General features: G+C 46.4%; 11 protein-coding genes. 5 read left to right on the forward strand and 6 right to left on the reverse strand.

Annotated elements, in window-relative coordinates; genetic code table 11:
• Positions 1-16: 16 nt before the first annotated feature.
• The gene (gene nirB / locus MKY28_RS27345; protein ID WP_340018741.1) at positions 17-2,458 is read right to left on the reverse strand and encodes a nitrite reductase large subunit NirB; all 2,442 of its coding nucleotides are present in this window, start codon (positions 2,456-2,458) and stop codon (positions 17-19) included.
• 590 nt (positions 2,459-3,048) lie between these two features.
• On the opposite strand from nirB, the gene MKY28_RS27350 reads away from it, so the two are divergent.
• Both MKY28_RS27350 and MKY28_RS27355 read left to right on the forward strand, forming a co-directional pair.
• Positions 3,049-3,642, forward strand: a complete 594-nt coding sequence (locus MKY28_RS27350; RefSeq protein WP_100528196.1) for an ANTAR domain-containing response regulator — start codon at positions 3,049-3,051, stop codon at positions 3,640-3,642.
• 18 nt (positions 3,643-3,660) lie between these two features.
• Positions 3,661-4,737, forward strand: coding sequence for an anthranilate phosphoribosyltransferase (locus MKY28_RS27355; protein WP_340937526.1), 1,077 nt, complete (start codon positions 3,661-3,663; stop codon positions 4,735-4,737).
• A 41-nt stretch (positions 4,738-4,778) separates the two neighbouring features.
• On the opposite strand, the gene MKY28_RS27360 is transcribed toward MKY28_RS27355, so the two are convergent.
• Positions 4,779-5,291 carry an acyl-CoA thioesterase gene (locus MKY28_RS27360; RefSeq protein ID WP_026081401.1) on the reverse strand — a complete coding sequence of 171 codons (513 nt, stop codon included), beginning with the start codon at positions 5,289-5,291 and terminating at the stop codon, positions 4,779-4,781.
• A gap of 211 nt (positions 5,292-5,502) precedes the next feature.
• The gene (locus MKY28_RS27365; protein WP_036671640.1) at positions 5,503-6,126 is read right to left on the reverse strand and encodes an acetate uptake transporter; all 624 of its coding nucleotides are present in this window, start codon (positions 6,124-6,126) and stop codon (positions 5,503-5,505) included.
• Positions 6,127-6,561: 435 nt separating this feature from the next.
• Here MKY28_RS27365 and MKY28_RS27370 point away from each other — a divergent pair, with 435 nt between their 5' ends.
• Positions 6,562-6,738 (forward strand): aspartyl-phosphate phosphatase Spo0E family protein, encoded by a 177-nt coding sequence (locus MKY28_RS27370; protein ID WP_017691636.1) that lies wholly within the window; start codon positions 6,562-6,564, stop codon positions 6,736-6,738.
• A gap of 173 nt (positions 6,739-6,911) precedes the next feature.
• Here the strand turns inward: MKY28_RS27370 and MKY28_RS27375 are convergent, their stop codons facing one another.
• Positions 6,912-7,841 carry a response regulator gene (locus tag MKY28_RS27375; RefSeq protein WP_340937527.1) on the reverse strand — a complete coding sequence of 310 codons (930 nt, stop codon included), beginning with the start codon at positions 7,839-7,841 and terminating at the stop codon, positions 6,912-6,914.
• A 329-nt stretch (positions 7,842-8,170) separates the two neighbouring features.
• Between MKY28_RS27375 and MKY28_RS27380 the strand changes: the two genes are divergently transcribed.
• Entirely contained in the window at positions 8,171-9,607 is a 1,437-nt protein-coding gene (locus tag MKY28_RS27380; protein WP_307415644.1) for an alanine/glycine:cation symporter family protein, read from the forward strand.
• Positions 9,608-9,752: 145 nt separating this feature from the next.
• Here the strand turns inward: MKY28_RS27380 and MKY28_RS27385 are convergent, their stop codons facing one another.
• Positions 9,753-10,592 carry a methyl-accepting chemotaxis protein gene (locus tag MKY28_RS27385; protein WP_036612138.1) on the reverse strand — a complete coding sequence of 280 codons (840 nt, stop codon included), beginning with the start codon at positions 10,590-10,592 and terminating at the stop codon, positions 9,753-9,755.
• A 282-nt stretch (positions 10,593-10,874) separates the two neighbouring features.
• Here MKY28_RS27385 and MKY28_RS27390 point away from each other — a divergent pair, with 282 nt between their 5' ends.
• Positions 10,875-11,567 (forward strand): Crp/Fnr family transcriptional regulator, encoded by a 693-nt coding sequence (locus tag MKY28_RS27390; RefSeq protein ID WP_340937528.1) that lies wholly within the window; start codon positions 10,875-10,877, stop codon positions 11,565-11,567.
• A 136-nt stretch (positions 11,568-11,703) separates the two neighbouring features.
• Here the strand turns inward: MKY28_RS27390 and pepT are convergent, their stop codons facing one another.
• On the reverse strand, positions 11,704-12,942 hold the full coding sequence (gene pepT, locus MKY28_RS27395; RefSeq protein ID WP_076213957.1) for a peptidase T: 1,239 nt from the start codon (positions 12,940-12,942) through the stop codon (positions 11,704-11,706).
• Positions 12,943-13,121: the final 179 nt, after the last annotated feature.

Genomic DNA, 13,121 nt, shown 5'->3' on the forward strand with positions numbered 1-13,121 from the left:
CGCTGTTCCTCCTCTTCTAGTGGGTTACCGGCTCGGCACCGGACAGTGGGGTGAAGTTTTTACGCAATTTCTCGTCTTGAATGATTTCTTTCCAAGGATCAACCGTGTGACCCAGTGTTACTTCCAGACGTTCAACCAGAGCGAGACGTACATCCCGATCCGCCAATGCTTCCTTCACATGATCCAGACCAACCCGTTCAATCCAAGCCGCTGTTCTCTCATTCCATTTTGCGTTCTCTCTATAATATTGCAGGTAAGAGTAAGTCCACTCTTCCACTTCCGCATCGGTCTTCACCGTACACAGCAACTCGGCTGCACGAACCTTGACTCCCGCGTTACCGCCAACATGAATCTCCCAAGCGCCATCAATGGCGACAACACCCAGATCCTTGATGGTCGCTTCAGCACAGTTCCGCGGACATCCGGAGACAGCGAGTTTCACTTTGGCTGGAGCCACCATCTTGTCGAGTTTTTTCTCCAGACGAATACCCATCTCAATGGAATCTTGTGTGCCGAATCGGCAGAACGTATTACCTACACAAGTCTTCACCGTACGAAGCGCCTTGCCATAACCAAAACCGGAAGGCATATCGAGTTCCTCCCAGATCTTCGGCAGGTTCTCTTTCTGTACACCGAGCAGATCGAGTCGCTGTCCACCCGTGAATTTCACCAACGGCACATCGTATTTCTCTGCAACAGTTGCAATCTTGATCAATTCCGCTGGGGAAGTGACACCACCATAGATCCGTGGAATAACGGAGTAGGTACCGTCTTTCTGGATATTGGCGTGATAACGTTCATTGGTGAATTTGGATACACGCTCATCTGTGTATTCAGCCGGCCAGATCATCCCGAGATAATAGTTGAGGGAAGGGCGGCACTTGGAGCAACCTTCCGGTTCATTCCAACCGAGAACATTCATGACTTCATTGACGCTTTTGAGTCCCATCTCCTTGATCTGTGCAACAATCTCATCCCGATCATAGGATGTACAGCCACAGATGCCTTCTTTAGTCTGTTCACCTACATTATCACCGGCATAATATGTGAGCAGGTTTTCGATAATAGGTTTGCACCCACCGCAAGAAGCGGAAGCTTTGGTACAGGATTTGATTGCACCGAGTGTATTACAGCCTTTATTCAGAACGGCGTCTCCAATGGAAGCTTTGGTCACACCGTTACAACCACAGACGATCTCGTCATCCGGCATACTCGCCATTCGTTCTGCGACAGATGGACCCGAGCCTGAACCACCGGAAGGTACACCGAGCAAAATTTCTTTCTCCCGACCACTGATGTTCTCACCACTCTTAATGAGGGAAAACAGCGATGCGCCATCCGTGGTATCCCCGAACAATACAGCTCCGATCAGCTGTCCGTCTTTGATCACCATCTTTTTGTACACACCATCAACGTCATCCTGAATACGAATGCTGCGAGTGTCCGCAGCGTCTTTGAATTGTCCGGCAGAGAATACGTCCACACCGGATACTTTCAGTTTGGTAGAAGTGACTGAACCTTCGTATCCTTCGGTTGCCGCGCCAGCCAGGCGTTTTGCGAGCACCATACCTTGTTCATATAATGGAGCAACCAGTCCGTAGGCAATACCGCGGTGTTCTGCACATTCGCCGACGGCAGATATACTAGGGATGCTGGTATGCATATAATCATCTACAATGACTCCACGATTCACATCGAGGCCGGTATTGCGAGCCAGTTCAATCTGAGGGTGAATCCCGACAGCCATGACAACCAGATCCGCTTCAAGCACCGTTTGATCAGTAAAACGAATGGCTTTTACTCGTTGTTTGCCTGTGATTTCTTCGGTATGTTTGTTCAAAAGGAACTTCATGCCCTGTTCTTCAAGCTCACGCTGGAGCATCAGACCTGCCGGCAAATCTAGGTTCCGGTCCATCAGATGACCGTTAATATGGATGACTGTGACGTCCATGCCCAGATTGAGCAGCCCCCGCGCTGCTTCCAGTCCTAGCAATCCACCTCCAATGACGGCAGCTTTGCGATACTTTTGTGATGCTGCCATCATGGTCTCGCAATCTTTGATATCACGGAAACCGATCACGCCTTCCTTGTTAGCTCCGGGAAGAGGGAGGATGAACGCCTGTGAACCGGTTGCCATAATCAGCTCATCATAGGCTGCGCGTACACCATTTTGAGATACAACTTCCTTGCGCTTGGTATCGATCTGAACGACCGGGTCACCCGGGTACACCCGAATGCCGTTATCTTCGTACCAGCTCCACTCATTGATTACGATATCTTCGATGGATGTTCCGCCAGCCAGTACGGAAGATAACATGATCCGGTTGTAGTTGGGATGCGGCTCTGCGCCGAAGACTGTAATTTCATAAGCGTGTGGAGCAAGCTTAAGGATATGTTCGATTGTGCGGATTCCCGCCATGCCATTGCCAACCAGCACCAGTTTTTTCGTTGTACTCATTATGATTAGCCCCCTTAGGTCCATTCTGCAAAATGCCTCAAAACCTTGTCTCTAAAATCGAAAAAGCCTGTTATGCCTCGGAGGACTGCGCATATACATACGCATCCCTTGCTCCGAGATTGCAAAACAGGCTTCATTGCCGTTTCAACCAGCTACGCCGTTGTAACTGTGATCGATTCAAATATGGAGTTGTTATGGCTTAACTATAAAAGATCGATCTATTCATGTCAATATAGTTAACATAAAAAAGTATTTGAAATTTAAAGTTAATTATGTTTACATGAGTTTATTGGAATATCGAATGGACGACGAAGTTTTACGAGTATATCTTCTTAGTTTAAAGGCTTCTAGATAACGTTAGCACGCTGGATACGATAAATACTGTAGAAAAGGTGCCATGTATAGTGTTTCACCCTTTTTAATTGCAACATGATGAGGCATGAAAAGATCATTCTAATGTTAAAAATAAGACGCATAATCGTCACTACTTAATTTTTGTTAGGTAATGTAACATGTTTATTGCTTTCATGTATTAACGTCTTAAATGATGTGGACTCTGATTATAGCAATAGGGGAGGGATTGATCCATCATGCGATCTTTATTGGTCATCCGTGTTCAACCAACGATAGCTGCCTCATCCGATGCAATCCCTCTGACACCGGAGAGGCTGCTGGGAGCAAACGGGTACCATGTACAGGTGGCGGGCAGTGAAGCGGAAGCGGTGAAGCTAGCTCGTGCGGCCGAAGCGTCCATTTTACATCTGTCGCTGGCTGATGTGGAGTACTGGGTGAACTGCCTGGGAAAGGGGAAGTCGGATTCACCGCTGCTTTGGTGGTGCGCGCCAGATACAGCCTCTTCCTCCGCAGAATCCTGCGAGGTCGAAACATCATTTGATGGAATACTTACACCATCCATGACTGGGTCCGAGATTCACTGGACTCTTCACTTTGCAGCCCGACGCTACATGGAACGCAAACAGTGGGAGCAGGAACGGAAGCAGTTGCAATCTAGGCTGGAGGATCGGAAGTGGATTGATATGGCGAAGGCTATTCTTAGTGATCTGAAGCAGATTTCAGAGGCCGAAGCCTATGACCTGTTACGCAAGAAAGCGATGGATGAACGAAAACGAATGGTCGATGTAGCCACAGCGATTGTGAAGGCCCATCAACTGCTCCAGTCTTAATTGGAAGGAGGATTCTCCATGGATATGTCTCAGATACTCCGAGAGGTCGGACGTGGGAAACGAGGCTCACGTGATCTGAATTATGCAGAAGCACTGACCGTAGCAGAGAAAATCCTGAAACAGGAGGTTTCCCCTGCCCAGACGGCTGCGTTCCTAATGGCTGAACGTATGAAAATGGAAAACGTCGAGGAACTGGAAGCTTTTGTTCATGCTTGTCGTAACATTGCGGAACGTTTCTCCATATTTCAGGATGGATTGGACTGTGCGGGTCCCTATGATGGACGAACAAAGTCGTTCATGGCCACGTTTCCGGTTGCGTTTGTACTCGCGGCGGCCGGGTTGCCGGTGACTTTGCATGGGAGTGACCCTTTACCACCCAAATGGGGAGTTACGCTGTCGGTTCTGTTAAAGGAAGCAGGAATTGATACACGTAAAATGGATCGGGAAGATGCACGGAGCGCTGCATTGCGTTCGGGTGTCATGTACGTATCCTCCGAGGATTGGTGCGAACCTCTTCGTAAGCTTCGTCCGTTACGGGAAGAGTTGGGTTTTCGAACGGTGTTTAACACAGCGGAGAAACTGATTGATTATAACCATTCACCGTATTTGGTGTTTGGTGTGTTTCATAATACCTTTCTGGATCGGATTGCGAAGTTGCTCACCCGGTTTAACTATCGGCGTGCTTATGTTGTACAGGGGATGGAAGGTTCTGAGGATCTGTATATTGATCGGCCAACCCGCGTATACGCCGTGGAAGACGGTGATATGAAGCTGGAACTGGTTGATCCTGCAGCCTATGAACTGGATATGCCCGTGCCGGAGCTGGTCTGGACGGCTGCGAAGCAGCTTGAAGTGGCGGAAAGCGTGTTAAGCGGTGAGGGTCATATTGCTTTTGTGAATCAGGTCTTGTTAAATGGAGGTTTCCGCTTGTATGCGGCGGGGCGTGTCAATTCCATCGAAGAGGGAATATACACGTGTCAGGGATTACTGGAGAGTGGTGCAGCGTATCGCATCTATCAGCAGTGGTGTGTCTCCATGGGTGGTGAACTGCCGGATAGCAGAGCGGTGTCCATCTATCCGGCATCGACCAGATAATGTAATGCTGGTGTTCAATCTTGTTATTGTTTAGCGTGTTTTTATTCCCAAGGATAAGTAACGGTCAGGAAGTCAGCGAATTTCTTGCTCTCTTCCCGCCGTTGTTTCCGCATGGCCGCCCGATCCGGAGCGGTCTCGTATAGTTTCTTCTCTTCTTCCGTCTCCGGGATAATGCGGGGTACGATCAGTTTGCGATTATTTTCGTCCAAGGCCACAAAGGTCAGAAATGCAGTCGCCGCAATTTTCTTCTCTCCGGTCTTCAGATCCTCTCGAATCACTTTCACAAAAATCTCCATGGAACTTCGTCCTGTCCAGGACGCGAACGATTCAAGTGTAACCGAATCCGTTGGATTAATCGGGTACAGGAAATCGACAGAGTCGGTTGAAGCCGTTACAGTATTGACCCGGCATAGCTTGGAAGCGGCAATGGATGCAATATCATCGATGTAGGACATCAGCTTGCCACCGAACAGTGTATTATGATTGTTGACATCGGTTGGGAACACCCGTGCCGTCTTGAAACAACGTGTTTCGCGTACATATTTTTTCTCCACCTGATCCATCTCCGTTGGTTTCGGTATCTCTCTCATGCTTTTTTCCTCCTGACAGTATGGCTACTGTGACATTTCAATTCAGGTGTTGCAGGGTCTGTTTATAATCTGTTATCCCTAGTATAGGTGTCGGTCAGATACATATTCAAATGAAGTTGGACTGCAAAAAAACCGCCAGGCGCGGACCGGCGCGCTGGCGGTTTACTGCTGTATATTAAGCCTTGGGTTTGAAAATGCCGGACGGTTTGCCGATCGGCAAGAACGCATAACCGAAGTGAGCGTTCAGTACCGAAGCACCTGTACCATACAGGGACACAATTCCGATTGCCAGTTCAGCGTATGCTGCAATGGTGTGGAAAATGTGAGGAGCTACGCCGAAAGCGTCAAAGGTCAAGCCAAGGAACAGGAAGTCAATCAGAATGAAGATGATAAGCAATACTTTATTCGCTTCAATAGCACCAATCGTCATGAACAGGGTGAATACGAGGTATCCGGCAAAAGCAAATCCGAGCTGCTTGCCATCGGCCTGTTCAGCGAGAGTGGAGCCAAATACGCCCATTTTGATCATCCAGTTGGCAGCCATGGCAAACCAGAAGAATGCGTACGCGCCAAAAGCTGTTGTGCCAAAGGTATTGTTGCGTTTGGAATCTTGAATACATGCGAATAGCTGGGCAAAAGCACCCAAAAAGATCGCCCAAGGAATAGCGTAGCTAAGTCCTTCTGTAATGCCAAGCTTTTGGGAAGAAGCGACCAGGGTTACGATAGCCAACCCAAATAATCCCATTGCGCTGGGATCGGCGTTAACAATTTTGACTTTAGTCTGTGAATCGGTCTGCATGGTGATGATAAGCCTCCAATAATATCAAATCAGGATCAATGGCCGTCGTTGGCCGTCCTCTACATTACATCATTTGTATCCGCCGGGTCCGGACACACACATCGCCCTATTGTACCTGAATGACCCCATTATGGAAAGGGATTTTATTACCTTTTAAACCAATAGACTTTTTGTTTTTTCAATATACACATTTACGACACAATCCGTTCTGGCCGTGAATGATGAGGCCAGACGTTAGAATCCAACCCTCGGTGTTACCACTAAAATTGCGTCATATCAGCCATTTTCGGATAAGCTCTAGTGTGATAAAATAATCTTTATCAAAATTTGGAGAAGAATACAAAACATCCTTGTCTCCTATGCCATATGTTAATCCAACTATAGATTGACAGGAAAAACTAAAATGGTTCACAGAATAAGGAGGTATCAGGGGTCATGGTTATGAGTTTGGATTTGAAAAATAAAATAGAGAAGGCCAGACATAACCTTCATATGCTGGTAGAGCATAACAAGGGTGGTCTTGGGCATCCCGATGTGATTCGGCAGTCTATGGCATTGGACGAATTGATTAATGAGTATAACCGAATTAGCCGAAACCATTCACGGGCCTAAACCCAAAGCGATTTTAATTTTATACACGGAACAAATCACATAGATTGTAACGCTTGATCGTACAGACGGGCATGAATATAGCCGGTATGGACAGCCTCAGTTGAAGAGGTGGTGTCCTACCGGTGTAATATTCATGCCCGTTTGTTTTTGCATCGTATCCATCATGCATCTGTTTAATGCAGTAATCGTTTGGCTTCCAAATAAAGGACCTGTACGAATTTTTTCGTATTAATGCGTGTCTGGGACAAGGAAGGCTCCACATTGTTTTGCAGCTCCAGCATTTTCTTGCGAATTTCGGTGAAATCGAAAAATTTGGATGCATAGTTCTCGAACTTGGGATGTGTATAATCTGTTAATCCCAGAGAAACCACATGGCTCAGAGTCTGGAAGATGGCCCGGCGAACACGTTGTTCCGATGCCTTGATCTCCTTGTTCACCTCTGCGAGAGAGGCGTCTTCTCCCAGTTTACGTATCGCTACATTCTGGAAGATGTCTTTGAGGGATGGGAACGTATAGGGGGACAGCTTATGTTCATCTGTCTCTATCTGCTCCAGATATTCCAGCATGTCCAGCAGATCCCTGCTGCCCGCTTCACCGATCATGCCCATCTCGGACAGCAGGAAATGTCCTGCAGTCGTAATTGTTTTGTCCGGAACCGCAGCCGCAGCACGTTCGGTAGAATTCAAACCGGATAATCCCTGCAATGTCCGTTGGATATCTGCGATGGATTGCTGCATACGAAGCCTTTCGCTCACCAGCCGCAGAACAGATAGAATCTCCAGCCGGTTAATCGGCTTCGTAATATAATATTCAATGCCTAGTGAATAGGCTTCACCGATCATATTTTTCGACTCGATCTGGGAGATCATGACGATCTTGCCCTCAAACCTTCCTTCAAGCGCTCGCACAGTCTGAATCCCGTCTCGTTGGGGCATCAGCAGATCAATCAGCAGTACATCCACCTTATGCAGTTCCAACAGTTCCGCGTGAATATGTGCTCCGTCCTCAGCTTCCCCGGCAATATCGCCAAGGCCTTCATCCTCAATAATATCCATCAACATGGAACGAACGCCAGGATCATCATCCACGATAAAATAACGCATGTCAGTCATTCCCTTTCTCTGCGAATGGTGTGATTGATAAATCTATGGTAAAGGCGGTTAACGCCGCGATGAACTCTCGTTCCAGTGTAATCGTTCCTTTCCTTCTTGCATAGAACCTGACATGTCAGGTTCTATGACAATGATTGGGCGATAAAAGCCCGTTTTTAAAATAAATGTAGGAATTGCATGTAGGTATTTGTCGATTTCCGTAGATGCCCTTGTAGTATAAGTAACATCCCGAAGTCTGGGGCTAGTGTTGTGCAGAATGATACAAACTTTTCACGTGTCCATCTCTGTACTTGAAATACACCATAAAAAGGGGCATACCGATGGAGCAAACAATACAAGATATTGTCGTCATTTTCAATGATTTTCTATGGTCCAAAGTGTTAATTATATTATTGGTAGTATGTGGTATATACTTCACCACCAAGACCCGATTCATGCAATTTCGTATGATTGGAGACATGGTGAAGGTGCTTCTAGAGCCGAAAAGCAAGGAACCAGGCAAAATTTCACCTTTTCAGGCGTTCTGTATTAGTATGGCGGCCCGTGTAGGTACAGGGAATATTACCGGTATTGCACTGGCGATCGCACTGGGGGGACCTGGGGCTATATTCTGGATGTGGATCATTGCAATTATCGGATCAGCCTCCAGTTTTGTGGAGAGTACGCTGGCTCAGATCTATAAAGTGAAGGATAAGGGCGGATTCCGCGGCGGTCCTGCATATTATATGGAACGTGGGTTGGGCAAACGCTGGATGGGGATTTTATTTGCCATTCTCATTACGCTTTCATTTGGTTTGGTCTTTAATGCGGTGCAGTCTAACACGATTACTGTTGCATTTGAGAACTCATTTGGCACGGATCGGTTAACTGTGGGTATCATTATGGCAGTGATATTTGCAGGAATTATTATGGGCGGTGTCAAACGGATTGCAAAAGCATCGGAATACATCGTTGTTGTACTGGCCGTATTGTACATTGGGGTAGCGGCTTTTGTGGTGCTGGCGAATATTACCCAGCTTCCGGCCATGATTGCGTTGATTGTCAAAAATGCCTTTGGCATCGAACAGGTGGCTGGCGGAACGTTGGGCGCTGCACTGATGAACGGTGTGAAACGCGGATTGTTCTCCAATGAGGCGGGCATGGGTAGCGCCCCGAATGCTGCTGCAACGGCGGATACAACACATCCGGTGAAACAGGGACTTATTCAGGCGTTTGGCGTGCTGACAGATACGTTAGTGATATGTACAAGCACAGCCATGATTATTTTGCTATCCGGGGTATACAAAGGTTCCAATCTCGGAGGCATTGAATTAACTCAGGCTGCATTAAGTGTACATATTGGTTCATGGGCATCGGGATTCCTGGCGGTTATGGTGTTCCTGTTTGCCTTCAGTACGCTAATCGGAAATTATTACTATGGAGAAACTAATATTGAGTTTATCAAATCCAACAAAGTTTGGCTGTGGGTATACCGTATTTGCGTTATTGCGATGGTGGTGTTTGGTGCGGTAGCCAAAGTGCAGCTGGTATGGGATTTGGCGGACCTGTTCATGGGGCTCATGGTGGTGGTGAACCTGATTGCAATTCTGATGCTGTCCAAGGTGACTTTCGAAGCGTTGAAGGACTACAAGAAACAGAAAGCTGAAGGTCGTGATCCCGTCTTTACCCGGGACCGGATTCATATTCCGGGTGAAGTGGAATGCTGGCAGTCGGAAGAAGAAGTTATAGGAGATAAATCAATACATGTAGCCAATTAAGATTTTATCTGAACGTAGTTGGTTATATAAAATGGGCACAACAAACAACAGGACTTGGATTATCCATCATGGGCAACCCGAGTCCTGTTTGTTGCATATATAATGTATCTTTGCACTAGCCAAATTTCATCAAAGATATATTTGATTAATTTTTAACGGAATAGCTGATCAGTTGTTCAGACAGAGCTTTCATTCGCTCCCCTGTTTCATTAAGCTGCTCGATTACATCCGTAAAGGAGGATACAAGCGTAGCTTGTTCCTGTGAAGAGGCTGCAATCTGGGAGACTTCAACTTCCATCTGTTTGATGACCTGTTGTACATCTCTCAGACTGGTATCGATGTCACTTGTAGCTTGTTTGGCATCCACAGAGAGTTTGCGTACTTCGGAAGCAACCACACCGAAGCCGGCACCAGCTTCACCAACACGAGCGGCTTCAATAGCGGCATTCAGGCCAAGCAAGTTGGTTTGCTCAGAGATTTCACGAATGAACCCGGCTACTTTGTTGATTTGGGAAGAGTTCTGAACAGCAAGTCTGGTGTTCTGCAAGATCTGCTCACTGGTAGCTTGCAATTCTTCGGCATGAGCGGCGACATGTTGCACCATATCAACGAGGTTACCATTGATGGTTTGATTTTCTTGTATAATGTCTTCAAGTTGGTTCTGGTTAGATTGGTCGTAAGATACACAGAAAACAGCAACAACTTTCTGGTGATCATCAAAGATCGGAATGTTCAGAATATCCAGTTCGATACCATAAACTTCCTTGGAGAGAGTAGCAAGGGTCGCTTCTCTTCCATTTTTTAAGATGGCAAAGTTTTGATACGATTCCAAGAGTGACATTCCTTTTTCAAAACCAAGATCAAATTTATCTGTCATAATGACATCTAATACTTTTTCGTGATCGTAAAGAGTTAAACTAGCTGGTTCTCTGAGGATCAGGCTGATATAAGGCATTACTTTAAGCAGGGCATCTACAACGTTCATGGAAGAGGACCATCCTTTCAATATTTGAATGTATTATTTTTAACGATCTATGGAATGCTCTATCTTTCATCGGACGGAAATGACTTTTCGTGAACGGCATTTTGCATGAAAGAATGAACATTTTATGATTAAATTTTAAAATATTTCCCATCTAAAATGATTTATTGGATATAAGTGTTAGTTGTAACTATTTTTATATCAAGATATTTGTACGGATGTATATCAAATATAGGACATGTGTCCTTTTGTGTACATTATATAGGGCAACGGAGGGAAGTCGGAATGAAAGAAATTATGGACTTTGGACTTGTGCGGCAACTCGCCCGTGAGAATGGGCTGGATCAGGTGCTGGACGAGCCTGCGCTCGCTGAGTTGCGACTACTTGAGGCTGCGAAGGGCGAGATGATATGTGCCAAAGGTGAACGACCCGAGCGGTTGTATTTTCTCGTGCAGGGCAAGCTCAAGATCTATACCACCCTGCCTAACGGCAAGTCTCTGTTGCTTCGTTTCAGTACACCCCTTGCGCTTGTGGGAGATTTGGAACTGGTGAATGGCAAGGAGGCTATGAATACGGTAGAGTCTGTGAGCAAAAGCCTGCTGCTGGGTATCGGCTATCGCGCTCTCCAGAATACGTATGCAGAGAACCCTAAGTTTCTCCACTTTATGCTGAGTCAAGTTACGCACAAATTGTATACCTTTTCCAACCTGTCGAGTCTGAATATGTTATATCCGGTCGAGAGCCGATTTGCCAGCTATCTGTTGTCCACAATGGGCCAGGACGATTCTTCTTCGGAAGAGATACAGACCTCCAAGCTCACCGAACTGGCCGATATGCTGGGCACTAGCTATAGACATCTTAATAGAGTCGTTCAAGATCTGTGTAATCGAGATATTATTCGTAAAGTGCAGCGAAAGCTAGTGATCTGTGATCTGGAACAGTTGCGTGTCATCGCAGGAGGCAATATATATGAGTGATGGTATTTTAAAATAAAGACCAAGCCTGCATATCTAAGCGACATGACGCGACACAATAAAATACAATACGGCACAACAAAGAGCACCCTCACGAATAAACCAAGGGGTGCTCTTTTTGCTCTGCACTTCAAGTGGATTAGATATCTCCGTGCTGTTCGAACAATTGAGCGATCTCTACAATAACACGGGTGGCCTTCACCATATTGTCTACCGATACATATTCGAATTTGCCGTGGTAGTTCTCACCACCAGTGAAGATATTTGGTGTTGGCATGCCCATATAGGATAGCTGGGAACCATCTGTTCCTCCCCGGATGGGGCGAATAACAGGTTCGATGTCCAGTCGGGTCATGGCTTCATGGGCAATGTCGACGATCTGGCGTACGGGTTCAATTTTCTCGCGCATGTTATAGTACTGGTCATTCAATTCAACCGTGATGCTTTTCTCTCCATACTTGGTCTTCAGTTCGTTTGCGATATGGAGCAGATTTGTTTTGCGCTCTTCAAACTTCTCCCGGTCGAAATCACGGATGATGTAACTCATCTTTGTCAGCTCAACGTCACCCTCCAAAGACAATAGATGATAGAAACCATCATAACCGTCTGTGAATTCAGGAGCTTCCTCCACAGGCAGGCGTCGATTCAATTCCATTGCAATTTTCAGGGAGTTCACCATCTTATCCTTCGCTGTTCCGGGATGCACATTGGTGCCTCGTACGGTAATTTTGGCGGCAGCTGCGTTAAAGCTCTCGTATTCCAGCTCGCCAAGCGGTCCACCATCAACTGTGTAAGCATATTTGGCTCCAAAAGCAGCTACGTCAAACTTGTGCGGTCCACGGCCAATCTCTTCATCCGGGGTAAAAGCAACCCGAATCTTACCGTGTTTCACTTCCGGGTGCTCAATCAGATAGGCCATCGCCGTCATGATCTCAGCAATGCCTGCCTTATTGTCTGCACCAAGCAATGTTGTACCGTCGGTTGTGATCAGCGTGTGGCCCTTATACTCGTGCAGTTCTGGGAAATCCTTGTTGGACAGTACGACATCCAGTTCCGAGTTCAACACAATATCAGCACCGTCATAGTTATCGATAACCTGTGGTTTTACATTTTTGCCAGTAAAGTCGGTCGCTGTATCGAGGTGAGCCAGGAAACCAATTACGGGAACATCCTTATCGGTATTGGATGGCAGTGTAGCCATGACATAACCGTTCTCATCCATCGTTACATCTTGCAGACCAATGGATGTACATTCTTCAACGAGCAGTTTGCCCAAGGCCAGTTGGCCGGGTGTGGAAGGGCATGTCTCGCTATTTTCATCGGATTGGGTATCCATCTGAACATAAGTACTCAGTCTTTGAATTAATATATCTTTCATCTATTATCGCTCCCTAGCTTAGATTTTTTTCATTTGGGGTATAGTATTTCCTGTGGTTCTCTACGGTTATCATATCATGTTTTGCGGTCATTTCCAGAATGGGGAAGAACCGAAATAGGAGGATGACTAGGTATCAAAAAGGGTACTAGGTCACAAAAATGTACGTACTTGTATTTCTA

Origin of the sequence: Paenibacillus sp. FSL R5-0473 (assembly GCF_038004565.1) — a bacterium.
Lineage (GTDB): Bacteria > Bacillota > Bacilli > Paenibacillales > Paenibacillaceae > Paenibacillus > Paenibacillus amylolyticus.

Excerpts from the sequence above, each read along its gene's own strand:
- MKY28_RS27355 (WP_340937526.1), top strand. The coding sequence starts at position 3,661 with ATGGATATGTCTCAGATACTCCGAGAGGTCGGACGTGGGAAACGAGGC.
- MKY28_RS27385 (WP_036612138.1), bottom strand. The coding sequence starts at position 10,592 with ATGAACGTTGTAGATGCCCTGCTTAAAGTAATGCCTTATATCAGCCTG.
- MKY28_RS27375 (WP_340937527.1), bottom strand. The coding sequence starts at position 7,841 with ATGCGTTATTTTATCGTGGATGATGATCCTGGCGTTCGTTCCATGTTG.
- MKY28_RS27370 (WP_017691636.1), top strand. The coding sequence starts at position 6,562 with ATGGTTATGAGTTTGGATTTGAAAAATAAAATAGAGAAGGCCAGACAT.
- pepT (WP_076213957.1), bottom strand. The coding sequence starts at position 12,942 with ATGAAAGATATATTAATTCAAAGACTGAGTACTTATGTTCAGATGGAT.
- MKY28_RS27380 (WP_307415644.1), top strand. The coding sequence starts at position 8,171 with ATGGAGCAAACAATACAAGATATTGTCGTCATTTTCAATGATTTTCTA.
- MKY28_RS27365 (WP_036671640.1), bottom strand. The coding sequence starts at position 6,126 with ATGCAGACCGATTCACAGACTAAAGTCAAAATTGTTAACGCCGATCCC.
- nirB (WP_340018741.1), bottom strand. The coding sequence starts at position 2,458 with ATGAGTACAACGAAAAAACTGGTGCTGGTTGGCAATGGCATGGCGGGA.
- MKY28_RS27390 (WP_340937528.1), top strand. The coding sequence starts at position 10,875 with ATGAAAGAAATTATGGACTTTGGACTTGTGCGGCAACTCGCCCGTGAG.
- MKY28_RS27350 (WP_100528196.1), top strand. The coding sequence starts at position 3,049 with ATGCGATCTTTATTGGTCATCCGTGTTCAACCAACGATAGCTGCCTCA.